The organism is Streptomyces sp. 1222.5 (assembly GCF_900105245.1).
Classification (GTDB): domain Bacteria; phylum Actinomycetota; class Actinomycetes; order Streptomycetales; family Streptomycetaceae; genus Streptomyces; species Streptomyces albidocamelliae.
Genome location: NZ_FNSZ01000001.1, coordinates 8384605 through 8407658, shown reverse-complemented (window position 1 = coordinate 8407658; position 23054 = coordinate 8384605). Strand labels below are relative to the sequence as shown.

23 protein-coding genes are annotated in these 23054 nt (G+C 71.3%); 11 read left to right on the top strand and 12 right to left on the bottom strand.

Annotated features, from left to right (window positions below):
- Positions 1 to 53: 53 nt before the first annotated feature.
- The 4 genes from BLW57_RS38210 to BLW57_RS38195 all read left to right on the top strand — a co-directional run bounded on the left by BLW57_RS38210 (position 54) and on the right by BLW57_RS38195 (position 3872).
- Positions 54 to 1109 carry a ferredoxin reductase gene (locus BLW57_RS38210; protein ID WP_093480233.1) on the top strand — a complete coding sequence of 352 codons (1056 nt, stop codon included), beginning with the start codon at positions 54 to 56 and terminating at the stop codon, positions 1107 to 1109.
- A gap of 7 nt (positions 1110 to 1116) precedes the next feature.
- Positions 1117 to 2235 (top strand): fatty acid desaturase family protein, encoded by a 1119-nt coding sequence (locus BLW57_RS38205; protein ID WP_093480232.1) that lies wholly within the window; start codon positions 1117 to 1119, stop codon positions 2233 to 2235.
- A gap of 13 nt (positions 2236 to 2248) precedes the next feature.
- The gene (locus BLW57_RS42715; protein WP_101376922.1) at positions 2249 to 2581 is read left to right on the top strand and encodes a DUF6207 family protein; all 333 of its coding nucleotides are present in this window, start codon (positions 2249 to 2251) and stop codon (positions 2579 to 2581) included.
- Positions 2582 to 3266: 685 nt separating this feature from the next.
- Positions 3267 to 3872 (top strand): hypothetical protein, encoded by a 606-nt coding sequence (locus BLW57_RS38195; RefSeq protein WP_093480231.1) that lies wholly within the window; start codon positions 3267 to 3269, stop codon positions 3870 to 3872.
- 615 nt (positions 3873 to 4487) lie between these two features.
- On the opposite strand, the gene BLW57_RS38185 is transcribed toward BLW57_RS38195, so the two are convergent.
- On the bottom strand, positions 4488 to 4988 hold the full coding sequence (locus tag BLW57_RS38185; protein WP_256339872.1) for an RICIN domain-containing protein: 501 nt from the start codon (positions 4986 to 4988) through the stop codon (positions 4488 to 4490).
- A 427-nt stretch (positions 4989 to 5415) separates the two neighbouring features.
- Positions 5416 to 5982 carry a hypothetical protein gene (locus BLW57_RS38180; RefSeq protein WP_093480229.1) on the bottom strand — a complete coding sequence of 189 codons (567 nt, stop codon included), beginning with the start codon at positions 5980 to 5982 and terminating at the stop codon, positions 5416 to 5418.
- Between the two features lie 332 nt (positions 5983 to 6314).
- Between BLW57_RS38180 and BLW57_RS38175 the strand changes: the two genes are divergently transcribed.
- Complete coding sequence (locus BLW57_RS38175; RefSeq protein WP_093480228.1) at positions 6315 to 6761, top strand: MarR family winged helix-turn-helix transcriptional regulator; 447 nt, start codon at positions 6315 to 6317, stop codon at positions 6759 to 6761.
- On the opposite strand, the gene BLW57_RS38170 is transcribed toward BLW57_RS38175, so the two are convergent.
- From BLW57_RS38170 to BLW57_RS38160, 3 genes are all read right to left on the bottom strand, one after another.
- A complete protein-coding gene (locus tag BLW57_RS38170; RefSeq protein ID WP_176985877.1) occupies positions 6718 to 7965 on the bottom strand; it encodes an MFS transporter in 1248 nt (415 codons plus the stop codon). The two genes, BLW57_RS38175 and BLW57_RS38170, sit on opposite strands and share 44 nt — an antisense overlap.
- Before the next feature lie 110 nt (positions 7966 to 8075).
- On the bottom strand, positions 8076 to 9374 hold the full coding sequence (locus BLW57_RS38165; protein ID WP_093480226.1) for an MFS transporter: 1299 nt from the start codon (positions 9372 to 9374) through the stop codon (positions 8076 to 8078).
- A 236-nt stretch (positions 9375 to 9610) separates the two neighbouring features.
- Positions 9611 to 11908 (bottom strand): FUSC family protein, encoded by a 2298-nt coding sequence (locus BLW57_RS38160; RefSeq protein ID WP_093480225.1) that lies wholly within the window; start codon positions 11906 to 11908, stop codon positions 9611 to 9613.
- A 552-nt stretch (positions 11909 to 12460) separates the two neighbouring features.
- Between BLW57_RS38160 and BLW57_RS38155 the strand changes: the two genes are divergently transcribed.
- Positions 12461 to 12646 carry a hypothetical protein gene (locus tag BLW57_RS38155; RefSeq protein WP_093480224.1) on the top strand — a complete coding sequence of 62 codons (186 nt, stop codon included), beginning with the start codon at positions 12461 to 12463 and terminating at the stop codon, positions 12644 to 12646.
- A 62-nt stretch (positions 12647 to 12708) separates the two neighbouring features.
- On the opposite strand, the gene BLW57_RS38150 is transcribed toward BLW57_RS38155, so the two are convergent.
- Positions 12709 to 13287 carry a Type-2Aa cytolytic delta-endotoxin gene (locus BLW57_RS38150; protein ID WP_093480223.1) on the bottom strand — a complete coding sequence of 193 codons (579 nt, stop codon included), beginning with the start codon at positions 13285 to 13287 and terminating at the stop codon, positions 12709 to 12711.
- A gap of 155 nt (positions 13288 to 13442) precedes the next feature.
- On the opposite strand from BLW57_RS38150, the gene BLW57_RS38145 reads away from it, so the two are divergent.
- Together BLW57_RS38145 and BLW57_RS38140 are read left to right on the top strand one after the other, a co-directional pair.
- Positions 13443 to 14174, top strand: a complete 732-nt coding sequence (locus tag BLW57_RS38145; protein WP_093480222.1) for an SMI1/KNR4 family protein — start codon at positions 13443 to 13445, stop codon at positions 14172 to 14174.
- Between the two features lie 106 nt (positions 14175 to 14280).
- The gene (locus tag BLW57_RS38140; RefSeq protein ID WP_093480221.1) at positions 14281 to 14763 is read left to right on the top strand and encodes a GNAT family N-acetyltransferase; all 483 of its coding nucleotides are present in this window, start codon (positions 14281 to 14283) and stop codon (positions 14761 to 14763) included.
- 49 nt (positions 14764 to 14812) lie between these two features.
- On the opposite strand, the gene BLW57_RS38135 is transcribed toward BLW57_RS38140, so the two are convergent.
- From BLW57_RS38135 to BLW57_RS38115, 5 genes are all read right to left on the bottom strand, one after another.
- Positions 14813 to 15253, bottom strand: a complete 441-nt coding sequence (locus tag BLW57_RS38135) for a VOC family protein (RefSeq protein ID WP_093480220.1) — start codon at positions 15251 to 15253, stop codon at positions 14813 to 14815.
- A gap of 134 nt (positions 15254 to 15387) precedes the next feature.
- Positions 15388 to 15819 (bottom strand): hypothetical protein, encoded by a 432-nt coding sequence (locus tag BLW57_RS38130; protein ID WP_143051641.1) that lies wholly within the window; start codon positions 15817 to 15819, stop codon positions 15388 to 15390.
- 239 nt (positions 15820 to 16058) lie between these two features.
- On the bottom strand, positions 16059 to 17330 hold the full coding sequence (locus BLW57_RS38125; RefSeq protein WP_093480218.1) for a HEAT repeat domain-containing protein: 1272 nt from the start codon (positions 17328 to 17330) through the stop codon (positions 16059 to 16061).
- 170 nt (positions 17331 to 17500) lie between these two features.
- Complete coding sequence (locus BLW57_RS38120; RefSeq protein ID WP_176985876.1) at positions 17501 to 18778, bottom strand: MFS transporter; 1278 nt, start codon at positions 18776 to 18778, stop codon at positions 17501 to 17503.
- Positions 18779 to 18858: 80 nt separating this feature from the next.
- Positions 18859 to 19215, bottom strand: a complete 357-nt coding sequence (locus BLW57_RS38115) for a hypothetical protein (RefSeq protein ID WP_093480217.1) — start codon at positions 19213 to 19215, stop codon at positions 18859 to 18861.
- Positions 19216 to 19493: 278 nt separating this feature from the next.
- Between BLW57_RS38115 and BLW57_RS38110 the strand changes: the two genes are divergently transcribed.
- The 3 genes from BLW57_RS38110 to BLW57_RS38100 all read left to right on the top strand — a co-directional run bounded on the left by BLW57_RS38110 (position 19494) and on the right by BLW57_RS38100 (position 21880).
- Positions 19494 to 20114 (top strand): cysteine hydrolase family protein, encoded by a 621-nt coding sequence (locus tag BLW57_RS38110; protein ID WP_093481128.1) that lies wholly within the window; start codon positions 19494 to 19496, stop codon positions 20112 to 20114.
- Positions 20115 to 20395: 281 nt separating this feature from the next.
- On the top strand, positions 20396 to 21406 hold the full coding sequence (locus BLW57_RS38105; protein WP_093480216.1) for an aldo/keto reductase: 1011 nt from the start codon (positions 20396 to 20398) through the stop codon (positions 21404 to 21406).
- A 54-nt stretch (positions 21407 to 21460) separates the two neighbouring features.
- Positions 21461 to 21880 (top strand): SRPBCC family protein, encoded by a 420-nt coding sequence (locus tag BLW57_RS38100; protein ID WP_093480215.1) that lies wholly within the window; start codon positions 21461 to 21463, stop codon positions 21878 to 21880.
- A gap of 90 nt (positions 21881 to 21970) precedes the next feature.
- Here BLW57_RS38100 and BLW57_RS38095 read toward each other — a convergent pair whose 3' ends face one another.
- On the bottom strand, positions 21971 to 23047 hold the full coding sequence (locus BLW57_RS38095) for a fatty acid desaturase family protein (protein ID WP_093480214.1): 1077 nt from the start codon (positions 23045 to 23047) through the stop codon (positions 21971 to 21973).
- Between the last annotated feature and the right edge of the window lie 7 nt (positions 23048 to 23054).

Genomic DNA, 23054 nt, shown 5'->3' with positions numbered 1-23054 from the left:
CTTTACGTCCTGCGGTCAGGACTTTACGCCGTGAGGCGCAGCAAGCTGGAGTCATGACGAGTGCAGCCCTCCGCAGTAGGGCGTGGAAACTGCTGGAGATGGTCACGACACCGCTGCTGCCGTCGGACTACCTCGACCTGGTCAGCCCGCTGCGTGCGGGCGCTGACCTGCGTGGGCGCATTGAGGCCGTGCACCCCGAGACGGGTGCCGCCGCAACCATCGTGATCAGGCCAGGACGGGGCTGGAGCGGCCACACGGCCGGTCAGTACGTGCGGATCGGCGTCGACGTCGACGGGGTACGCCTGTGGCGTGCCTACTCCATCACCTCGCCGACAAACCGTCAGGACGGCCGCGTCACGATCACCGTGAAGGCGATCCCGGACGGCAAGGTCAGCAACCACCTGGTCCGCAGGGCGCAGCCGGGCACGCTGATCCAGCTCACTCAGGCGACCGGTGACTTCGTGCTGCCGCAGGCCAAGCCCGCCAAGGTGCTCTACCTGACGGCCGGCAGCGGCATCACGCCCGTGATGGGCATGCTGCGCGACACCGAGTTGAACGACGTCGTCATGGTTCACTGCGCGCCGCAGCCGCAAGACGTAATCTTCCGCAACGAACTGCACGACCTGGTCGCGGACAAGAAGCTGCAGCTCACCGAGGTGCACACCGACACAGACGGCATGCTCGACATCGCCCGTCTCGACGAACTCGTGCCCGACTGGGCCGAGCGCGAGACCTGGGCTTGCGGGCCCGCGGGCCTGCTCGACGCCGCCGAAGGGCACTGGAGCGAGCACGGCGTACGAGAGCGCCTGCACACCGAACGCTTCCGCCCCAGCGTCGTCGTCGCCGGCGCCGGCGGCGAGGTCACGTTCAGCGCCACCGGCAAGACCGTCGACGCGGACGGCGCCACGCCGTTGCTGGACGTCGGCGAGGAGGCCGGCGTGCTCATGCCCTCCGGGTGCCGCATGGGCATCTGCTTCGGCTGCGTCACGCCGCTCAAGGCGGGCGCCGTCCGCGACCTGCGCACCGGCGAGATCACCGAGGCCGAGCCGGGCGTCCTCATCCAGACCTGCGTGTCCGCCGCGGCGGGCCCCTGCGACATCGAACGGTAGGAGCACCTTGACCGCCATCGACCCCACCGCCCACCTGACCGCGGAGCAGATCGAGGAGCTTGGCCGTGACTTGGACGCGATCCGCGACGAGGTGATCGCCAGCCGCGGCGAGAAGGACGCCGCCTACATCCGTAAGGTCATCGCGGCGCAGCGCAAGCTCGAGCTGGTCAGCAGGGGCGTGCTGCTGTTCTCGATCTTCCCGCCCGCGTGGCTGATCGGCACCGCCGGTCTGTCCGTGGCGAAGATCATGGACAACATGGAGATCGGCCACAACGTCCTGCACGGCCAGTGGGACTGGATGCGGGACCCGAAGATCCACTCCACCACCTGGGAGTGGGATCACGTCTCGCCGTCCGAGCAGTGGAAGCACTCGCACAACGAGCTGCACCACACGTACACCAACGTGATCGGCAAGGACAACGACCTCGGCTACGGCATCATGCGCGTCGACGAGGACCAGAAGTGGCACCCGTTCCACCTCGGCCAGCCGCTGTGGAACTTCATCAACGCCTGCTTCTTCGAGTACGGCATCGCAGCGTACGACCTGGAGCTCGGCAAGAACCTGCACAAGCGCCGCCGCAAGAACCCGGAGTTCCGCGCGCGGGCCAAGGACGTGGGCCGCAAGATCCGCAAGCAGGTGCTCAAGGACTACGTGGTCCACCCGCTGCTGTCGGGCCCGTCGTTCCTGACCACGCTCGCCGCCACGTTCACCGCGAACCTGGTCCGCAACATCTGGTCCCACTCGGTAATCATGTGCGGGCACTTCCCCGAGGGCGTACAGGTCTTCGAGCGCCGGTCGATCCAGGGCGAGACGCGCGGCCAGTGGTACCTGCGCCAGATGATGGGCTCGGCGAATATCAGTGGCAGCAAGGCCATGCACTTCATGACCGGCAACCTGTCGCACCAGATCGAGCACCACCTGTTCCCGGACCTGCCGAGCAACCGGTACGCCGAAGTCGCGGTGAAGGTGCGCGCGTTGTTCGAGAAGTACGAGCTGGAGTACGTCACCGGGCCGCTGCCCAAGCAGGTGTTCTCCGCGTGGCGCAAGGTCTTCCGGCTCTCGCTGCCGAACAAGGAGCCCAAGGTAAAAACGCCGGCCCGCGAGCAGGAGCTCGTAGCGGCCTGATTCCCGGTATTGGTTGCGATCTTTCGGCAGTACCGGCGGCACCGCCGGGTTCGGTGAGATCTGTTGCGGACGGTGGGCGACCGCGACATCAGACCGTACGAGACGAGAGCCGGGACAGCCCGGCGTCCGGCTGCACTGCCACCTGGACGTGCGCCAGGAGCTCAACACACAGCCCCCGGCGAGACGTTGCAGTGCGCTGACCTGCCATGGTCGGGACGACAGTCGGGTGCGTACGCTCGCTTTGTCGACGGGCGGGCTCGGTGGAAGGCATGGGGCTGTGACGCGGGCGCTGCCGGAACTGATGCTCGCCGCCCCTGTGTCCGACCCGGCTCTGCTGCCGGGGTAGGGGGGTAGGCCGAAGTGGGACGGGTTCCGGGCAGCCGTCATGGTCGACGAAGGCCAGGTGGTGCTGCGAGGGCTGCTGGTCAGGGCCGGGGAAGCGGCGAAGCCCTCATGCTGGATGCTCCGATGAGGGCTGTCGGCGTGGCCGGTCTGGTCAGCTGGCCGTGTGACCGCGGGGGCGGGGGTCTGCGAGGCCCGTCCCTGGCCGGCCTCGTCCTCGCCGCCACCGCCCTGCTGCCGCTCGGCGTCCTCGCCGTCTCCCAGCGCACCAGGCCCACTCGCTCGACAGACAACGCAATGCCCCGTCACATCGCTGCCAACACCCGCGTCGACCTCCACGAGACGCGGCACCGGCGCGCGGGGCGAGCACGTCGACGGGGCACGTGCCTTGCTCGAGGACAGGGAAGCCGCTGTGGTGGAGTGCCGTCGCGTACGGAGGCTCATCCCTCGTTGGTCAGGGCTTTCGTGAACAGCTCTTCGGAGTCCAGCGAGCGGAGCGCGCAAGGCCCCGCCGAGGAAGACCGCGGCACTCTCGACGCACTCCCGTAGCAGTGGTCGGGTGGTGGAGGGGCGGGTCAGCCGGTGGGTGGGCCGGTCGGGGGACGTACGGGGGCGGCCGGGTGGGCTGAACTGAAGACACGAAAGGCCGACCGGCCCCAGTCCCCCGAATAGCTTCCGAAGGATCTCTCATGCTGAACGCCCGACGTCACCTGGCCGCCCGCCTCGCCGGCATCTCCTGCATCGCCGCTGTGGCCGCCGGAACCCTCGGTGTCGCCAGCGCGGAGGCCGCGCCCATGCACCACAGCGCCTCGCACGCCAGCAGCCACCACCAGCAGCACCACGGCAAGAACAACAGCAACAGCAAGAACAGCGCGGCGAAGAACGCTGCTGCCATGCCGAAGGGCGGCAACACCCAGGGCGGCACCCAGGGCTCCGGGAACGGGAACACTCAGGGCGGAACCCAGGGCTCCGGGAACGGGAACACCCAGGGCGGAACCCAGGGGGGCGGGAACGGGAACACCCAGGGCGGAACCCAGGGCGGCGGCAACGGCAACACCCAGGGCGGAACCCAGGGCGGCGGCAACGGCAACACCCAGGGCGGAACCCAGGGCGGCGGCAACGGCAACACCCAGGGCGGAACCCAGGGCGGCGGCAACGGCAACACCCAGGGCGGAACCCAGGGCGGCGGCAACGGCAACACCCAGGGCGGAACCCAGGGCGGCGGCAACGGCAACACCCAGGGCGGAACCCAGGGCGGCGGCAACGGCAACACCCAGGGCGGAACCCAGGGCTGATCACTGACAGGTCGGTGCCCCGCGGAGACAGTATCCGCGGGGCACCGGCACGCTCTCTCTGGTGATCCGGAGCGGGCCACAACGGGACCGCGGGCTGGCCTGCACGGGGGACGCTCCTGGTCGCCCGAGGCGCGCGGTCAGACGGCCTGGACGGCTCGCCGTGCGACGGCTCGCCGTGCGCGGGTCAGCTGCCGCAGTTCGGAGCGTGCCGCGGGCACCGAGGGCGCTGTCTCCCAGTAGGGGGGCCACCACAGTAGTCGTACGGACAGGAGCAAGCAGGCGGCGGCGCAGGGCGGTGGTGTCGCGGGGGCGGGGTGCGGCAAGCGCGTCGTAGGTGTCGTTCCACGCGGCTTGTGTCTGCTGTGGCTGAGCACGGCACTTGGCACGGACGGACAACTCCGATGCTCAGATCAGCAGCGGCATAACCGACCGGTCGCCGCGCCCGGCGCTACCCAAAGGCACACCCTCCCGAGCCCGACGGCGCTGGGACGGACCGCGCGGGCGACGGCGGCACCCGCTCCTCTCCCTGGCCCCGAGCGCACTGCATCGGGTGTGACGCACTATCCCGTGAAGGGTCGAAGCGAGGGCCGCACCTGGCGCGGGGCTAAGTGGCGCTTACCGAATGTTCTTGAGGGTCCACTTCTGGGTCGGCAGTCCCTGGTTGTCGCTGGTCACGACCGGCGACTCGTTCGCGCCGTTCCAGCCGCGGTCGGGCTCGAGGACACGGCCGAAGAGGTTCGCAATGCGGGCCGGGTCGGACTGGGTCGCCGGGTCGACGTCGACGTTGGAGAAGGACGGGTCGCAGATGGACAGCCAGGTCGCCCAGCCGCTCGGACCCTGCGCGTAGCCCGCGAGGCAGCGGCCGTCCCTGCGGGTCACCATGTGATAGTGGCCCCGGCCGTCGGGGACCAGGTCCCAGAGCTGGTAGGCCTCCGTGGCGCAGTTCCACACCCGCATCCGGTCGTCACCGGCCGGCATCCCCAGGCAGCGGCCCGTACCGGTGTTCCTGACCTGGAACGGCCCGGTCGCGGCGGCGGCCGCCGGGGCCCTCTCCGCGCCGGCCTGCGAGGCGGTGGCCCCGGCACCCGGGACCGTTAACGCGTAGGCGGCTGCCACCGCCGTGGCAAGTACAGCGAGTCGATTGCGTTGCTTCACGAGTTTCTCCTGATCGTTTCGTGGGTGCCCCGGTTAACGATCAAGCAGTCCCGAACGCAACTGGAGGTCGGAGGATCCGGCGGAATGGTCAGGTCAGCCCTCCCGGCGCCGCCCAGGTGTCCGAGGCCAGCTGAAGGCCTGCTGGAACGCCTGGGGCCGCAGCTCCTCCGACAGCTGCGCCTGCCGGCCGTTGAGCTTCTCGAAGCGCGCCTCAGTGCCCCCGGACCCAGCGGTCCCGCCCCTCCCAGGGGCACCTGCGTGCGTCAGACACCATCACCGCTGCCCCCGCTGGGCCGGTACCGGCCTCACGCCGCCCAGCGGGCGCCTGCGGTATTCGGCAGGCGGCCTATCAGTTGCCAGCTTGGGCGTTGCGGCCCGTGGACAACTCCTACTCCTCCTCGGCGCGTCGGTAGCAGCCCTCCGGCAGCCTTGCGATACGCGAGTGAACCGGACAGTCGGCGGGCACATATCGCGATACATTGCTGCGCGCCGTTCCGGTTGTGACCGACCGGTCGAGTCCGTGGAAAACACGGACCCGCACGGCATCCAGCTGCGAAGTAAGCTTCTCCCGGTACTCCGTGACCACACGGTCCGCGCCCCCCTGTGCTCCCCCGAACGCCTCCTCCGGCAGGCCACGCACAAGGTTCTCGATCACGCAGTAGCTGCACGCGCCGCACACACGTCGCTGAACGGTACGGAAACGTGGCGAACGGCTGGTGCCCCGGGCCATCAACCCGATCGATCCATAAGACGAGGCAAGAAGCGTCAGCTCGCTGAACCCCGGCTGCCGGACGATACGCAGCACTTCTTCGGCCAGCTCCCGCTCGCTGCGGCGAAGGGCGATGTGCCGCGCCCTCAGGCGCCAGTCATAGTCCTCGGGAATCAGGTAGTGGACGATCGCGCCGCCGATGAACCAGCACATCACGAAAGACACGATGACGACTAAGACAACCATGTTGGGACGCCTCCCCCGAAGCAGAAAGCCGCAAGCATCGCGGCAGCGGCCCGACAGCACGAGTGTTTCGGGCCGTACGACTGCTGGCCTGCTCCGAGCCTGTCACCGGGTTAGAGGGAGGGCAAGGCCAATTGTCGAGCGCGGGCAACGGCCCCACTACCCCGTATCGGTACAGCTGACTGACGCTGCCCGACGCCGCACGGCGGGCACGCGGCCATGTCCGGATCCGAGGGCTGCCTGTCCCGTCCGCCTGCCATCGGCGCCCCACGGCACCGGGTTGTCACTGTCCGGCCGCGCCCCGCGGCCGACCGACCGCCCCCACGGGAGGAAGCATGATCGACCGCGAGCCGACGGAGACACCCCCGCGACAGGGGTGTCCCGGGATCCTGCGGACCCTGGGACTTCTGCACGGCGACCTGCGGGTACGGCACGGTCTGTCCCTGGGTGACTACCTCGTACTCGGCGCCCTCGCCGAAGCCCGGGGCGGACCGGTGCCCATCGCCCGGCTGACGGCGTTCGTCCGAGAGTCGGGCGACCGGATGTCCTACCTCCTCAAGGGCCTGCAAGCGGCCGGACTGATCGAGCGCAATCGCCGCGCCCGAGACCGCAGGACAGTCGAGGTGACCCTGACCGACGCAGGACACACCAAGTTCACCGAAGCGGAGTCCACCGCGCAGGCGCTGCTGCGCCAGAACCTCGGGATCGGCCCGGTAGCCGTTCCAGGACCGCGCCGCGTCAGGGCCGCCGCGGACGGCGGTCGGCCGGGGGGTGGCGGGTGAGGAGCCAGGCCGGTGCGGCCACGGCCGCGCCCAGGAACAACAGCTGCGGATAGCCGTAGGAGTGGACGACCGGCCCGCCGACCGCGCCGGCCAGCGAAAGTCCTACGAACAGGGCGCTGTTGTTCCACGACAGCATCCCCGTCGCCCGCTCGGGAAAGGCGTCCACCAGATGCCGCTGCTGAGCGGGGAAGAAGGCGTAGGCGGCCGACGAGAACAGCACGAGGGCCACCGTCAGTGCCCAGGTGGTCGGGAAGACGAGGGCGACCGCGATCTCGGCCACGGCCAGCAGGGCGAGAGCCACTCCCGTGACCCGTACCGCACCGGCGCGGTCGGCGAGCCGGCCACCCGCCTGCCCACCCGCGACGGCGGCGATGCCGTACACCACCAGCAGCCACGACACATCGGCCGCCCTGCCGTCGGCGTGCAGGGCGACGGCCAGGAAGGTGTACAGGGTGTAGACGGAGAACGCCCACAACGCGGTGACCGCGACCGCGAAGGCCGCCACGCCCCCGCCCCGCTGTCCGCTGAGCACCGATGGGCCGGCAGCCGGGGCATTGTCGGCAGCGGCCCTGTGCCCGGCGGTGGTGGTGCGGCCCGACCGCCAGACGACGGCATGCGGGACGGCCAGCACGCACGTGCCGGCGGCGAGGATGACGAACGCCGCCTGCCAGCCGGCGTGCCGGCTCAGCAGAGCTCCCGCCGGGGCCCCCACCCACAGCGCGGTCAGCAGCCCCGAGCCCACGACCGCCAGCACCTGAGCCCGGGCCGTGGCCTGCGCACGTGTACTGACCAGCGCGTACACGGTGGGTCCTGTGGCCGCCGCCGCGACACCGGCGACCACCCGGGTGGCCAGGAGCAGCCCGAACGACGGAGCCAGCGCGGTGGCGACATTGGCCAGCGAGAACAGCACAAACGCGGCCGACAGGATGCGGACGCGGTCGTAACGGTCGCTCAGCCGGCCCGCGAACGGCGAGGCCACCACGTAGGCCAGGGAGAACGCCGTGATCAGCAGACCGGTGCGGGCCGGAGCGACGTGCAGGGAGGCGGCGATGTCGGGCAGCAGCGGTGCCACCACGAACAGGTCGGTCCCCACCAGGAACTGCGTCACCCAGGCAAGGGCGACCAGACCGGCCGACAGGCGGGGCGTCCCCAGCGCGGGCCCGCTGGTCGTCGAGCGGCCGGGTCCGCCGCACGTCGAGTCCATGATCCGAAGCCAGGTCCGGCGTCGCACGTCCGCCACCGGCCCGCGCGGGCCGCGCCCGCGGCATGCGCGGCGGTACGCGGTCATCGGCCAGGGCCTGGCCGGTGCGTTCTTCACCGTCGCAGGGGGACGAGGTCATGAGGGGCGAGGGTGGAACGGCGCAGCAGCAACACGGCGTACGCGGCGGCGGCGCCCGTCAGCGCGGTGGCGAGGGGCGCGACGGCGCCCGCCGCGGTGCTCGCCAGGGCGGTGCCGACGGCCTGCCCCAGTCCGAGGCTGGTGATCATCCAGGCCGCCGCGGTGTGCAGCACGCCGGACGGCGCCACCTGGTCCAGACCCGCGAAGACGTTGATCAGCAGCGGAGCGAGGAACAGTCCCGGAACGACCGCCACAAGGACCGCGGCCGCCGGAGCCGGCTCCAGCAGCAGCGGAACCAGCCCGGCCAGCAGGCCGAGAGCAGCCACCCGGGCGTGGCCGGCCAGCGTGCCGGTCCGCCGCAGACGCCCGTACACCAAGGAACCGATCAGACTGCCGGCGGCCAGCGCGGCCGGCATCACCGTGGTCAGCGCCGGGGCGTGGTCGTGCTCGGCGAACGCCAGAGCCAGGACGTTGAGAGCACCCAGAGCGATCCCCGCGCAGAGCAGCGCCAGAGCCAGAGTCCGCGTTCCGGGATACCGCAGCGGGCCTACGAACCGGACCGGGACGGTGGGAGCGGCGGAGGTGGGGCCGGGCGCTGCGGGGGCCGGCCGCCAGTGGCGGGCGGGACGGGAGGTGGCGAAGGCCAGGGTGCCCGCCAGGCCCAGCAGACCGATCGCGGCCAGGGGCGCGGTCCCGCCGACGGTGACGCCCAGGGCGAGGACCAGCAAGGGCCCGGCGATGAAGACGACCTCCTGAGCGCAGGCGTCAAGACTCAACGCGGTCCGCAACTGCGCGGGTCCACATGTCACCTCGGGCCACAGCGCACGCAGCGCCGCTTCCAACGGCGCCGTGCACAGACCCGCCGCGACGGTCAGCACCAGTGCCCAGACCGGCTGCCCGGCCGGCGGTACGGCCGCCAGAGCGAGGAAACAGGCGGCCGACCCCAGTCCGCAGGCCACCAGGGTCATGGTCTGCCCGCGGCGCTCCAGCAGTGTCGCCCACCCCGGCTGGGCCACAGCCGCGCTGACACCGAAAGCGGCCGCCAGGAGCCCCGCCAGACCGATGGTCCCGCCCTGGGCGCGTACGGCGATCAGCAGCGCCAGCGGGGCCATCGCCACCGGAAGGTGCCCCACGACCGCGCCTGCCAGGAGGCGCGGGACATGCGGGGAGGACAGCAGTCGACGGTAGCCGGGGGGAGCGGATGCGGCCGGCCCGGCCGGAGCCGTGGTGGTGCGCGTCGGAGTGGTGGGCGGGTCGAGGACGGTGCTCGTCACGGCCGGTTCCTTCGTCCAGGGCGGCTTGAGGGGACGTACGACTTGGGACGGCCGCCCGGCGACCCGCTCACCCGCCGGCACGTGCACCGAGGAGGCATGTGCGCCGGGAGGGTGTGTCGCCGGGCGGCGTCACTCGCCAGACTCCCGCGGTGGACCACGGCCCACTGTCATCCGTCCGGAGGGTCGACCGGTGGAAGGAGACACGGGCCGGCCGGCCGGGCGAGGCCCGGTCGCGGTCAGGGCCAGGGGGCGGTGGTCGCCCGCTGCGGCCGTGCGCGGGCGTCGTCCACGACGGCGGCGATCGCTTGGAGGAGTTCGATGACGGGCCCGTACTCGCGGATCGCGGCGCGCGCCGGTGTGTCGCCCGTACGGCCGGCGGCCAGTTCCTCGTGGCGGCGGACGTGGAGTTCTTCCAGGTGGAGGGACATGACGTCGAGAGCGTCGGCGAGGGCGTCGGCGTGACGCGGGCTCTCCTCCGAGGAGGCGTCGGCGAGGGCCGGGCCCGCGTGGTCGGTGTAGGCGGCCAGGGCGGGGATGCGGGGGGTGTGGGGAGTGCGGTGCGTGGCCAGGGCCGCGACGAGCAGGTTGAGCGTGGTCAGGGCGTCCACCGTGGTGGCCGCGCGGTCGAGGGCGGCCCGGTCGTGGCCGGGCTCACGGTGGGCGTGCCGGGAAGTGGCGGCCGCCTGAGCGAGGGCCTTCTCCGCGGTGGTACGGGCATGACGCACGTCGGGGCCGGGGTCGGTGTCGCGACGGGGACCGGCCTGACCGAGGGAGCGCAGGGTGGTGTCCAGGTAGGCGGCACAGGCGTGGCGGGCGTGGGCCGTCTCGGTGTCCAGGCGTGGGTGCTCCCAGCTGGGCCACAGCAGGCGGCTGCCGACGAGGGCGGTCGCGGTCCCCACCAGGGTCATGGCGATACGGGAGGCCGCGTCCAGCCAGCTGCCGGGGTGGGAGACGTCCCCGATCAGCAGCACCAGAGGAGTGCCGAAGACGACCCAGAAGGCGTAGTTGACCGGCCGGAGCGTGAAACCGACCGTGATGACCACGAACAGGATCAGGGACAGCGCGGCCGGTTCGTGCACGGCCGCGATCAGCACGGCGGCGCAGGTGCCGCCGACGACGTTGCCGATGACCCGCTGGGCGACGCGTTCGCGGGTGACGGCGTACTGCGGGCGCATCACCCGGAGCACGGCCAGCACCGCCCACTCGCCGTGCGGCAGTGCGGTCCAGTGGACGAGGGCGAACACCGCGGTGCTCACCACGGTGGTCCGCAGCGCATGGCGGAACGTCCCGGATCGCAGGGTCATGGCCTCCCGCGGCCGGGCGCGGTCCAGGCGCACCGGTCGGGCTGGCGGCGCCGACAACGGGGTCGCCGCCAGCAGAGCCAGCGTGCGGGCCTCGGCCCGGGCTTCGGCGAGGGTGGCGGTGATGCGGTCCAGCAGGCGGCGCTGCCGGCCGGCGCGTGCCATCTCCGGGTAGGTGTGGGCGCCGGCCGGCATGTCGGCACGCATCCGGTCGCAGGCCTCCTCGAATCGTCCCAGCCCCGGGACCGGGGCGCCTTCGACGCTGTCGGTGGCTTGGCGGCGGCGCGTGAGGACGTCGGCGAGCTGGGAGAGCTGCCGGCCGACCGCGTCGGTGAGAGTGGCGTACGGGACACGGACGGCCGGCGGTGGGGGACCGGTGGCGGCGAGCGCGGTGGTCAGGTCGGCGAGAGTGGCGGCGTGTCGCACCAGCGAGTCGGTCAGGTCCGCGAGGTGCTCGTCACCGCGCGGGCCGCGCAGTTCCCGTGTGGCACCCTCGGCCCGGCGCAGGGCAGCCGTCGTGTCCGGATGGACGGTACCGACGGTGATGTTCGGCGGTGCCGGGCCCGCGCCGGAACGCGGGCGGGCGGCGCCGTGGGCGGTACGCGGCGTGCGGGCAGGGTCGCCCACCGCGTCCGGAGGGGTGGTGGAGCCGGGGGCGAGGGCGGTCAGGTGCCGGCCGATGAGGCGATAGGGCTGTGCGACGTGGGCGAGGACGTCACGCAGGCGGGCGGGCGGGGTGAGTACCGCGGTGGCAGCGGCGTACCACAGGCCCCCGGTCAGTACCAGCAGCGTGGCGTACTCCATGTCCACCCCGGCGGTGGTGCTGCCCGCCGCGACGAGCAGCGCGGTGGCGGGCATGGTGCCGAGCCGCTCCAGCACCGGGTGGACCGCCGAGCCCATCGAGGCGAGGAAGACCAGCACGGCGAGCACGACCCCCGTCAGGGGCACCAGCGAGATCGTCCCGACTCCCACCCAGAACATGGCGGCGTTGACGACGGCGGCGACGAGCAGGTGCCGGGTACGCGGTCCGCGGGGGCCGCCCTTGTTCGTGAAGGCCGTCACGTACGCGCCGAGCGCGGCCCACGCTCCGGCCGCCGCGTTCCCCGCGGCGATACCGGCCAGCAGCAGCACGCTGATCGCGACTCCGTTGCCCAACCCCGCGACCACCGCGGGCCGGCTCCCCGCCGCCGGAGCGAACAGGCCCGCCGTACGCCGGCGACCACGCCCGGTCATGCTCGGCACGAGCAACCCCCGGACACAGCCCGGCCCGACGCGGGTACGCCCGTCGGGGTCCGCAGCCGTCCCCGGCCGCCCGGGGCGTCTCCTGTCAGCCGGCGGTCATCGGCACTCCCGTGGCGCCGTACCGGAACCTCACCGCCGCCCCCGTGCCCGGCAGGGACCTGATCCGCGTGGCGGAAGGACGGGCTCCCGGTCTCCATACGGTCATGGTCCCCCACGCCCGGCAGCCGGGCCTGCCGTGACATCTCCCGGCCGCCGGCCCCGGTGCGGCTGTGCCGGCGCTGGAGCCCGGTGGGCCGGGGCGAGCGGCGGTCAGGCCGCGCGCCCGTGGCGGCCCGCACGGCCGGGCTCGGCGACGGTCCTCCGGCCGTCGCTCCTCGGGCTGTCGTCCAGACCCCCGGCTCCCCCCGTCGGCCCCGCCGTACCGACGACAGCGCGTCCCCCCGTACGGTCCCCCGGTCGGCTGACCGGAGGCGCCTGGGCACACGGCAAGACTGTCGGTAGCCCCACTCCCGCCCCCACCGCACCTGGGAAGGATCACCCACCATGACGGCTCAGTACGCTCCCGCTCCTGGCCGGAACGGGTTCACGATCCAGCAGATCGCCGACCGGTTCGAGGTCTACAGCCCCGACGGGGAATTCTCCGGGGAGTACCTTCTGCGGTCCTCGGCGGAACAACGGGTGACCGTTCTCGCCCAGCGAGCCTCGCACTTCGGCCGGACCGGCCGGTGACACGCCTGGGCGGTACGCACAGCCGCGGCCCGGGACGGCGGGCCGCGCGGTGTGCGGACCTTTCAGGCCGGGTTCGCGAGCTTCTGGCGCACGACGATCGCGTTGAGCCGTACCGCGAACGGTGCGGTGTCGGTGAGGCTCAGTGTGCCGACACGGGTCTTTTCCAGGCCGACGGTGACATCGGTGCAGAAGGCGACGCCGTACAGGTATGCGCCGGCTTCCTCGTCCTGGAGCGCGAAGAACAGGTCACGGTAGTAGCTCGTGTGGTCCGGCTCCTGTTCGTAGTAGGCCAGACCCGGTTCTCCCTCCTGGGCCGCGAGGTCGGTGAAGGCGTCCACGAGACCTCGCTCGACGGTGTCCCAGAACGAGGCCTTCGCCGCCTCGGGCGGGAGAGCCTGACGGACCGCCTCCTTCAGGGAGAGCGCCATGACCAGGATCGGCGCGTCCTCCCTGAGCCCCCAACCGCGGACCATCTTGACGATGTCGCTGTCCGGGAGCGCGGCGGCCGCATCACGGATATGACCGAAGTCGTAGTTGACCGTGGCCGGCGCGATCGCCTCCTGGAAGGCACGCCCCAGCGCCTCTGCTTGGGAGAGATGTGCCTCTCCCACCTCGGTGACCGTCCTGAAACAGGCTGCCAACTCCGCCTCCTTCAACATTTTGTTGCATCAGTGAGGGCGTCAGTATGCCCCAGGGGTGCCCCACCGCAATCCACGGGGCGCACGTGCGGAAGGCGCCACTCGTCGTAGAGGTGGGGGACGGCGGCGCTGATGAACGGGACGGATATCGTCCAGGCATGACACACCAGTTCAACCTTGCGGCGGCCCTCGCCGGAGCCGTGGAGGGCCGCAGCGGCGCGTGGGCCTTCATCCGGGGTTTCGCCGCCCATTGGGACGGCTCGGCCCTGGGAAGCTCCGACGGATGCACGCAGGCCGAACTCGACGCCGCCGAGGTGAGGTTGGGACTCAGGCTGCCGGCGGCGTTGCGCGAGGCGTATCTGCTGTTCGGACGCCGGCGGGATCTGACCAGCAACCACGATTCGCTGCTCGACCCGGCGAAGCTGTATGTCGACGACGCCAAGGAGGCCCTGGTCTTCCGTCACGAGAACCAGGGAGCCGCCTCCTGGGGCATCCTGCTCGACAGCCTTCGGAACGATGATCCCGCGGTGCTCGTCCGGCTCGACCTCGCCGACAAGCGCGCCGAACGATGGGAGGACTGGCTGGAGCGTCTTTCCCTCTGTTTCGTCGAGATCATCTTGTCCGAGTCCCTGCACGCCGACGAACGGCTCTGCGACTACCTCGACGCGGACGAACACAGCGTGGAACTGCTGGAGTCGAATGCCACCCGGCTGCCGATCCCGGCGTGTCCGCCCGGCGAGGAAGGGCGTGGGACCCGGTGGTTCCTGGGCCGGGACGTCCTGCTGCGCGACGACGACGGGATGGCCGTTCTGGCCCGCGGCCGAACGGCGGAAGACCTGGACCGCGTACGTGACCTGATCCCGGGCGACTGGCTCAACGACCACCGCTGACGAAGCGCGAGGTGCCCGCGGGCCGGCTGCTCACCGAGGACCCCACCGACTCCTGGATGAGCCGGATGAGCGCTGCCGTCGGTCGCACGGCGGATAGTCTCCGCCCATGGACGTGCGTGTGGAGATCGCCCGGGAAGCAGGTCAGGAACTGGTGGACGCCTTCGGCCGGCTGCTGCCGCAGTTGTCGTCGAGAGCCGAGCCGCTCGACCACGAGGCGGTCGAGCGGATGGTCACCAGCGACGCCAACACCGTGCTCATCGCCCGGACGGTGGACGGCATCGCCGGCACCCTGACTCTCACCCTCCTGCCCCTGCCCTCAGGTCTGCGGGGCCGGATCGAAGACGTGGTCGTCGACGGTGCGGCGCGAGGGCAGGGCATTGCGGGCCTTCTCATCCAGGAGGCCTTGCGGATCGCCGAGAAGGCCGGAGCCCGCACGGTGGACCTCACCTCACGGCCGGATCGCGAGGCCGCGAACCGGCTGTACGAGCGCCTGGGCTTCCACGCGCGGCACTCCACCGTCTACCGCGTGGAGGGCTTTCCGGCAGACCCGGCCGGCAAGCCCCTGCCGGCGCCGGCCATCAGCCCCTGAGCACAGCCGCGGTGGTGACCGCCGACATGCTCCGCGTGGCGGATCCGCGTCAGCCGATCTGTTCGGCCAGGGCGACGATGATGCCTGCGGGGCCGCGGAGGTAGCAGAGCCGGAAGATGTTCTCGTACTGCGCCACCTCGCCGAGGAGTTCGGCGCCGTGGGGGCGCAGGCGGGCGATGGTGTCGTCGATGTCGTCGACGGCGAACATGACGCGATGCAGGCCCAGCGTGTTGGGCGGAGGGTTCCGCGGTTCGGCGTCGGACACCGCTGGGGTGTGGTACTTGGTCAGCTCCAGCTTGCTGTGGCCGTCCGGGGTCCGCATCATCACGATGTCGCTCCGCACGCCGTCGAGTCCGACGGTGCGGTCCGCAAAAAGGCCTTCGATCTGTGCCTGGCCTTCCAGCTCCATGCCGAGGTCGGTGAAGAAGGCGACGGCCGCGTCCAGATCGTCGACGACGATGGCGACGTTGTCCATCCGCTGAATAGTCATGACGTGGAGCCTAGTTAGTCCCGGTCGAGACGGGTGCCGTCCTTCCAGGGCATGTCGCGCCGCACCACACCGGCCCACGCGGAGCCGGCACCCGCGGACGTCGTCCTCCGCGAGGTGCCGGCCCGTTCTGACACTCAGCCCTGTGTACCTCCCTGGGTGTTCCCGTCTCCGGAGCCCTGGGTGCCGCCCTGCGTGTTGCCGCCCGTCGACCAGTCGCCGGACCCGGAGCCGTCGTGGTCCGAGTTGTCGTGCCGCGAGCTGTTGTCGTACGAGCTGTCGTGCCGCGAGCTGTTGTCGTACGAGCTGTCGTGCCGGGAGCCGTGGTGATCGGAGTTGTCGTACCTCCACGAGTCGTCGGACCACGAGCTGTCCCGGTGGTGCCGGCAGTACGGGTGACGCCAGTGGTACTGATGGTGATGGTGATGGTCGCTGCTGGAGTACGCGGCCGGCTGCTGCTTCACCATCGGCGCCGCCTCGGCGCCGGCCACTCCGAAGGCTCCAGCCGCCAGTGCGGCGATGCAGGAGATACCGGCGATGCGGGCCATATGACGTCGGGCGTTGAGCATGAGGAGACCTCGTCGTTCTCGAGTACGGGATGGGTGAACCTGCTCATCCATTCCAGCCTCGGCGGCCCCTGCTGTACGTCCCCCGGCCGGAGGAACGACCGGTCGACAGGGCGGTCGACCGGGCGGGGAGGGAACGAGGGCACCGCCGGTCGTGAGCCGTCGCGGGGGAATCGGCCTTCCACCGGTCCTCACGGGTTCCGGCGCAGTCCCCGGTGCGGTGAAGCGACTCGCCCGAACGGTCATCGGCCGTCCCGGCGCCATTCGTAGCGCCACGCCGCGCCGAGGTGTGTCTCCTCCTCCGGGTGGCCCGGGCGCGGCGGGCCGAGACGACCGGCCCCCGGCACGCAGCGGTCGTCATCGACGAGGGCGAGCCCGTACACGGCGATGACCTGCATCCGGCGGTCGGTGTCGTCCAGCAGCGCGGCCAGGACGTCGGCGAGGGCGGGGTCCCTGCCGTCGGCCACGGTGAGGCAGGCGCGCTGCCGCACCTCCGGTTCCGGGTCGTTCAGCAGCTGGAGCAGCGCCTCGCGCGCGGGGCCGGAGAACGCGGGCGGCGAGGACGCCGCGCTGAGCCCGTGGGCCACCGCCCAGCGTACTCGGGCTTCGCGATGGCCGATGTGGGGCAGGATGGCCGCCTCCGCGCGGCGGCCCGGGTGTTCTCCGAGGGCTACCAGCACCTCGCAGAGCACCGAGGCGTCCGGCTCCTCAGCCGCCCAGTCGGTGAAGATGTCCAGCGCGGGGCCGGCGAACGGATCCTCCTCGCTCCAGTCGAAGAGGTGGGTCAGCCGCAGCACATGGGCACCGAACAACCTACGACGGGGATCGTCATGTGCGCGCAACGCCGCGGCAGACGCCCAGGTCGTTCCGTCGCCCCGGTTGCCCAGCAGGATGGCGGAACTCCCCCACGCGGTGTGGTCCAGGTCGGGGTGGGCCAACGCGCGGTCCATCAGGATCTCGAACGGGGCGCGGATGCGGAGCAGTTCCTCCAGTCGTGTGAGGATCGCCGCGTGCCCGTCCCGCACGGTCATCCCGCCGAGGGAGCACTCGTCGACGCTGTTGAACTCGTCGTCCCGGACCCGGGTACGGGCCACGGTGCCCTCGGCCCCGGTGCGGCGGCGCAGTTCTGCCTCGACCCCGGTCTCGTGCCACCGACGCGCGAGGTCCCGCATGTCCAGAAGCTCGGACCTGGGGTGACGTCCGCGCATCCTTTCCTCCAGGAGCACATCGAGGAGCGCCGGTGATCCCCAGTCGACCGCCGCGCGCAGCGGGAGCGGGCCCTCGGGACCATGCTGCCCGGGATCGGCGCCGCGGTCGAACAGCAGTCGGGCGACGGCCGCGGAGCGCGCGCCGACGGCCAGCCACAACGCGGGTGTTCCGTGGGCGTCGCGGGCGTCGGGATCGCTGCCGTCGTCGAGAAGCCTCGTCACCAGATCGATGTCGCCGGCCCGAACCGCTGTGATGAGAGGCGGCTCGCCGTCCACCGCGCCGCCCGTCGTCGTGTCCGCACCCATGGCTCTCCTCCGTCAAGTCCCCCTCGGCTCGCGAAGTCCGGAGCCGCACGATCCATTCGATGGGCGGTACGTGCCCGGCGGCGCCCCTGGCGCAGGCCCTGTTCCCGTGTACCCCGCCCGGCAGTCGGCGGTCGGCCCGGCTGCCCGGGTGGTGCCGCGGACTGCGGCCGCTACGCCTGCTCGACCTCGCGTTGATCGCTCAAGGCGCTCGGCTGATCCTCTCGCGTGCGGCGGTTGATGCCGTACACGTCCCGGACACAGAGGTTGAGGACGGCGGCAACGGCGATCATGCCGGCACAGGCCAGCAGCACCACCTGACTGCTCAACGTCTGGGCCGCGAGGGCGGTGATGAGGTACCCGAGGGGGATGGCGAGGCGTTCCCCGACACCGTTGAAGGCGCTCATGCGCCCTTGTTCCGCCTGAGGCACGTGCTGTTGGAACGCGGTGGTCCAGGCGACGATCGCGACATCGAGCCCGATACCTGCCAGCAAGGCGGCCACCAGCACCAGGGGCAACGGCAGGCCGCAGGCCATGGCCGCCAACGGGAGCGCGAGGGCACCGCTCGTGGCGATCGCGACCGCGAGCAGGCGGTACGGCTTCCACCGCAGGCAGACAAAGGTTCCCGCCAGTAGTCCGCAGGAGAAGGCCGCCTGGATCAGGCCCCAGTCGCGCGGTCCGGCGTACCGCTGGGCGGCGACAAGGGGGCCCAGAAGCTGGAAGCCGGCCAGCCAGGCCGCGACGAGGACCGTGCCTGCGGCCGTGTAGGTCCACAGCCAGGTGCGGGACCAGAAGCCCGTCCACCCTGCCCGCAGGTCGGCCAGGGCGCCGGCGGCCGCGCCGGGTGGGACCTCCAGGCGCAGACCGAGAAGCAGGACGGCGGCGACGGCGAACGTGAACGCGTCCCAGGCCAGCGCCCATGCGGCGCCAGTCGCGGCGACGACCAATCCGCCGACGACCGGTCCCAGTACCTTGACCGCGTTGCTCGGGAGCCTGAGCAACGCGTTGGCCTGCTGCAGATGCTCCTCGGGAACGATCTGCCCGACGGCACCCTGCGCGGCCGGGACGATGAACGACGCCGCCGTTCCCGAGACGAACCCACAAGCCGCGATCGACGCCGTCGTCGCGTGCCCCGTGGCCACGGTGACGGCCAGAGCGCCCTGCGCGCCCGCCGCCAGCAGGTTGCCGAGGAAGAGGATCCGGCTTCGGGACAGGCGGTCCGCGAAGAGGCCGCCCACGAGCAGGAACACGATCGTGGGAACGGTGTTCGTGGCAAGGACGAGACCGAGGGAGCCGGCTCCTCCGCCCTGCTCGATGACGGCGTAGGCCAGCGCGAGCGGGGCCATCGCCGACCCTGCCGCCGAGATGAGGTTCGCCGACACGAACCGCCGGAAAGCCGCCATCTTCAACGGCGTACTGATGACCTGCGGCTTCTCGGCGACAGTCTTCATGGCCCCCCTCGGACTCGGCGCAGCGAGCACCCTAGTGCAGTCCCGCGCGGCGCCCGGCGCCAGGTCGGGCTAAGGGCGGGTCAGGACGAGAGGATGACCCTGCGGCCGCTGTCGCTCGAGTCGACGCATTCCTGATAGGGGTTGGGGTCTCCCTGCCGCTCCTGGCACTTCCACGTGGCTCCGCCCGCGCGGACCGTGCCGGGCCCCTTGGGCGTGCCGGCCGCGGCCTTGGTGTAGGCGCTCGCCACTTCCAGGGCGGCGGCGCAGGCGTCGGCTCGGTCGCCCCAAACGGCCAGGCCGGAGACCGGGTCCGTGCCGCAGAACCTGCTCGCTCCCGGGGCGGTTCGCGGGCCGTCGAACGACTGGGCCGGGGATCCGGTGCAGAGCACGGCTGCCGCGACCAGGGTCGCGGCCGTTCCTGTCATGATCTTGCGCATCGCACACCTCGTCGGCAGTGATGACGGAGGGCGCAGGAGTTCCTGTCCCCGGTGAGAAGTCGTCATCCGTTCTCCTCGTCGATATACCACCAACGCCCCCGAGCATCCCACTCCACGCGTAGTACCGCATTCGCGCCGCTTCGCGCGGCTGTGGACCACTATTGGCCAAGAAGCACGGGCCGCACGGGCGGGTGTCGGCCGGTCGGCGAGCCTCAGGGCAGGGTTGCATGCGGGGGCCGATGGTGGATCACTACACACTCCCCCGGAAGGCGGTCGTCATGACGGACCGTTACGACACCGGCCGCACAGCGGTCCTCCTGGTGGATCCCTACAACGACTTCCTCTCCGAAGGGGGCAAGTTGTGGCCGCGCCTGGCTCCAGTGGCCAGTGAAGTGGGCCTGTTGCGCAACCTGCGCGCGGTCGTCCACGCCGCACGCACGGCCGGCCTGGTGGTGGCGTTCGTTCCGCACCGGCGCCACGAGGAGGGCGACTACGTCGGCTGGGACCACCCGAATCCCAGCCAGCAGAAGACGCGGCGCCTGCGGCTCTTCGCCCGCGGCAGCTGGGGAGGCGAGTTCCACCCGGACTTCCGGCCGCAACTGGGGGACCTGCGCATCGCGGAGCACTGGGCTCAGAGCGGTTTCGCCAACACCGACCTGGACTGCCGGCTCAAGCAGCGCGGCATCACGCACGTGATCCTGATCGGACTGCTCGCCAACACCTGCATCGAGTCCACGGGCCGCTTCGCGATGGAACTCGGCTACCACGTCACCCTCGTCACCGATGCGACCGCGGCCTTCAGCGCCGACATGCTGCGCGCCGCACATGAGCTGAACGGCCCCACCTACGCGCACGCCATCGTCACCACGGCGGAACTGGTCCACACGCTGTCGGGGTGAACCGCGGGCAGAGCGATCACCACGAGTGCGGGCCCGGGCGCAGGTGGCGCCCCCGAACGGCTCCCGAACGCGCTGCATACCCACCGCACGGCCGCCGCCCACCACCCAGGATTCAGCGCACATTGCAATAGCCAGCGTCTGCAAGTATTGTCATCGCACGTAAGGCGCGCCTGCAACTATATGGGCGCCACTCCGTGGACCACCCGCATCCCCGGCGCCCGCCCCGTCGACGGAGCCGCCGCGCCCTGGGGTTTCGCCCCACACCACGCAAAGGCACAGTCATGTCACTCACCGACCTCATCCCCGGCCGCCTCGGCTTCGGCACCGCCCCGCTCGGCAACATGTTCCGCGCGATCCCCGACGACGAGGCCCGCGCCACCGTGAAAGCCGCCTGGGACCACGGCATCCGCTTCTACGACAGCGCCCCCTTCTACGGCGCCGGCCTGGCCGAGCAGCGGCTCGGCGAGGTCCTCGCCGGCAAGCCCCGTGACTCCTACGTCCTGTCCACCAAGGTCGGCCGGGTCATCCTCGACGAGCACGAGACCTCCATCCGCGACCTCGGCGAGAAGGGCGGCCTCTTCGAACACGGCAACCCCAACAAGATGGTCCACCAGTGGACGGCCGAGGCCACCGAGCGGTCCATCGAGGACAGCCTGAAGCGCCTGGGCACCGACCGGCTCGACATCGTGTGGGTCCACGACATCGCCCAGGACTTCCACGGGGACCTGTGGCTCCAGAAGTACGAGGAGGCCCGCACCGGCGCCTTCCGCGTCCTGTCCCGACTGCGCGACGAGGGCGTCATCAAGGCCTGGGGCCTGGGCGTCAACCGCACCGAGCCCATCGAGCTGACCCTCACCCTCGACGAGCCGCGGCCCGACGGCTTCCTCCTCGCCGGCCGCTACACCCTCCTCGACCACGGCCACGCCCTCCAGCGCCTGCTTCCCATGGCGCAGGAGCAGGGCGTCGGCATGGTCGTCGGCGGCCCCTACAGTTCCGGCATCCTGGCCGGCGGCACCCACTTCGAGTACCAGCAGGCCCCTGCCGAGATCGTCGAGCGCGTCGGGCGGCTGAAGGAACTCGCCGCGCGGCACGCAGTCGGCATCAAGGCCGCCGCCCTGCAGTTCTCGCTCGCCCACCCGGCAGCGGTCGCCGTCATCCCCGGCGCCACGCGCCCGAGCCGTATCACCGAGGACACCGCCGCCCTCGACGAGCACATCCCCGCCGCGTTCTGGACCGACCTCCGCGCCGCCGGCCTGGTCAGCCCGGCCGCGCCGCTTCCCCACGGCGCCTGACCCCTCCCCTCCTCCCACACCCGGACACACGGCACGACCCTCAGGAGCACGACCATGGCCTCCACATCCGTCAGCCGCGTCCTGCCCGCCTCCCCCCAGCAGGTCTGGGACCTCATAGGCGGATTCGACGCCCTCCCCGACTGGCTCCCGTACATCCCCCAGAGCACCCCGCTGGAAGGCGGCCGGGTCCGCCGTCTGACCAACCCCGACGGCGACGTGATCACCGAGCGCCTCACGGCCTACAGCGAGGCGGAGCGCTCGTACACCTACGCCATCCTCGACGCGCCCTTCCCCGTCACCGGCTACCTCTCCACGCTCCGCGTCCGCCCGGTCGCCGGCCGGGACGACGTCGCCGAGGTCCAGTGGTCCGGCCGCTTCACGCCCGACGGAGTGAGCGACGCCGAAGCGGAGGACCTCTTCGCCGGGATCTACCGTGACGGCCTCGAAGCTCTCCGGAAGACCCTCACCGCCTGACACCACGGCCACGCGAAACCGGCGATCCCGCAGCCCGGACACAGTCACACGTGCCCAGGCTGCGGCATGTCCCGGCCTGCTCCCGACGGGTCACCGTGCCCTGCGCTGCCGCCTGATCGGCTCACCCACCCGGTGCAGATGGGTCAGGGCCTCACGGTAGGAGCGGATCAGTCCGGTCTCGTGGTAGGCCACCCCGATCTCCGCGCAGTACTGCCGCACGATGGTCCGGGCGCGCCGCAGGTGGGGTGTGGGCATGCTCGGGAACAGGTGGTGCTCGATCTGGTGGTTGAGGCCGCCGAGCATCACGTCCGTCAACCAGCCGCCCCGCACGTTCCGGGAAGTGAGGACCTGGCGCCGCAGGAAGTCGGGCCGCTCGTCACCGGTGAGGGTGGGCATGCCCTTGTGGTTCGGGGCGAAGGTGCAGCCGAGGTACACACCGAACAGGCACTGGTTCAGCGCCAGGAACGCGATCGCCTTGCCCGGGGAGAGGACCAGGAACAGAGCGGACAGCAGACCCGCGATGTGCAGGAGGAGCAGGGTTCCCTCCAGCATGCGCTTCCTCAGGTACGGCGCACGCAGTGCCCGCAGGCTCGACACGTGCAGGTTGAAGCCTTCGAGGGTCAGCAACGGGAAGAACAGCAGGGCCTGATGGCCGCCGATCACACGTGCCACTCCACGGCTGGCACGCGCCTGATCCGTGGACCACACCAGGATGTCCGGGGCGACGTCCGGGTCCAGGTCCTCGTGATTGGGATTGGCGTGGTGGCGTGTGTGCTTGTTCATCCACCAGCCGTAACTCATGCCCACGCCGAGATTGCCGAAGAGCCTGCCCATGATCTCGCTGGGCCGGCGCCGCCCGAAGATCTGCCGGTGGGCCAGGTCGTGTGCGAGCAGGGCGACCTGCCCGAACACGAACGCCAGGAAGGCCGCCACCGCCAACTGCCCCCAGGTGTCGCCCAGGAGGAAGAAGGCTCCCCAGCCCGCCGCGTACAGCGCGACCACCAGGCCGATGCGGGCCGTGTAGTAACCGGGGCGCCGGCGCATCAGACCGGCCGCGGCTATCCGCTGGGAGAGCCGGGCGAAGTCACTGCCGGTACCGGCAGAGCCCCGTTTCACGGCGGCGGAGGCGGACGCGGGCACCACGGAGACATCAGGGGAAGTCGTCATGCCCGCA

Bases quoted from the DNA above. Each gene is read 5' to 3' on its own strand.
- BLW57_RS38120 (WP_176985876.1), bottom strand. From the start codon at position 18,778: ATGAAGACTGTCGCCGAGAAGCCGCAGGTCATCAGTACGCCGTTGAAG.
- BLW57_RS38110 (WP_093481128.1), top strand. From the start codon at position 19,494: ATGACGGACCGTTACGACACCGGCCGCACAGCGGTCCTCCTGGTGGAT.
- BLW57_RS38135 (WP_093480220.1), bottom strand. From the start codon at position 15,253: ATGACTATTCAGCGGATGGACAACGTCGCCATCGTCGTCGACGATCTG.
- BLW57_RS38170 (WP_176985877.1), bottom strand. From the start codon at position 7,965: ATGGACTCGACGTGCGGCGGACCCGGCCGCTCGACGACCAGCGGGCCC.
- BLW57_RS38145 (WP_093480222.1), top strand. From the start codon at position 13,443: ATGACACACCAGTTCAACCTTGCGGCGGCCCTCGCCGGAGCCGTGGAG.
- BLW57_RS38210 (WP_093480233.1), top strand. From the start codon at position 54: ATGACGAGTGCAGCCCTCCGCAGTAGGGCGTGGAAACTGCTGGAGATG.
- BLW57_RS38140 (WP_093480221.1), top strand. From the start codon at position 14,281: ATGGACGTGCGTGTGGAGATCGCCCGGGAAGCAGGTCAGGAACTGGTG.
- BLW57_RS38195 (WP_093480231.1), top strand. From the start codon at position 3,267: ATGCTGAACGCCCGACGTCACCTGGCCGCCCGCCTCGCCGGCATCTCC.
- BLW57_RS38130 (WP_143051641.1), bottom strand. From the start codon at position 15,819: ATGCTCAACGCCCGACGTCATATGGCCCGCATCGCCGGTATCTCCTGC.
- BLW57_RS38160 (WP_093480225.1), bottom strand. From the start codon at position 11,908: ATGACCGGGCGTGGTCGCCGGCGTACGGCGGGCCTGTTCGCTCCGGCG.
- BLW57_RS38155 (WP_093480224.1), top strand. From the start codon at position 12,461: ATGACGGCTCAGTACGCTCCCGCTCCTGGCCGGAACGGGTTCACGATC.
- BLW57_RS38100 (WP_093480215.1), top strand. From the start codon at position 21,461: ATGGCCTCCACATCCGTCAGCCGCGTCCTGCCCGCCTCCCCCCAGCAG.
- BLW57_RS38105 (WP_093480216.1), top strand. From the start codon at position 20,396: ATGTCACTCACCGACCTCATCCCCGGCCGCCTCGGCTTCGGCACCGCC.
- BLW57_RS38115 (WP_093480217.1), bottom strand. From the start codon at position 19,215: ATGCGCAAGATCATGACAGGAACGGCCGCGACCCTGGTCGCGGCAGCC.
- BLW57_RS38175 (WP_093480228.1), top strand. From the start codon at position 6,315: ATGATCGACCGCGAGCCGACGGAGACACCCCCGCGACAGGGGTGTCCC.
- BLW57_RS38095 (WP_093480214.1), bottom strand. From the start codon at position 23,047: ATGACGACTTCCCCTGATGTCTCCGTGGTGCCCGCGTCCGCCTCCGCC.
- BLW57_RS38180 (WP_093480229.1), bottom strand. From the start codon at position 5,982: ATGGTTGTCTTAGTCGTCATCGTGTCTTTCGTGATGTGCTGGTTCATC.
- BLW57_RS38125 (WP_093480218.1), bottom strand. From the start codon at position 17,330: ATGGGTGCGGACACGACGACGGGCGGCGCGGTGGACGGCGAGCCGCCT.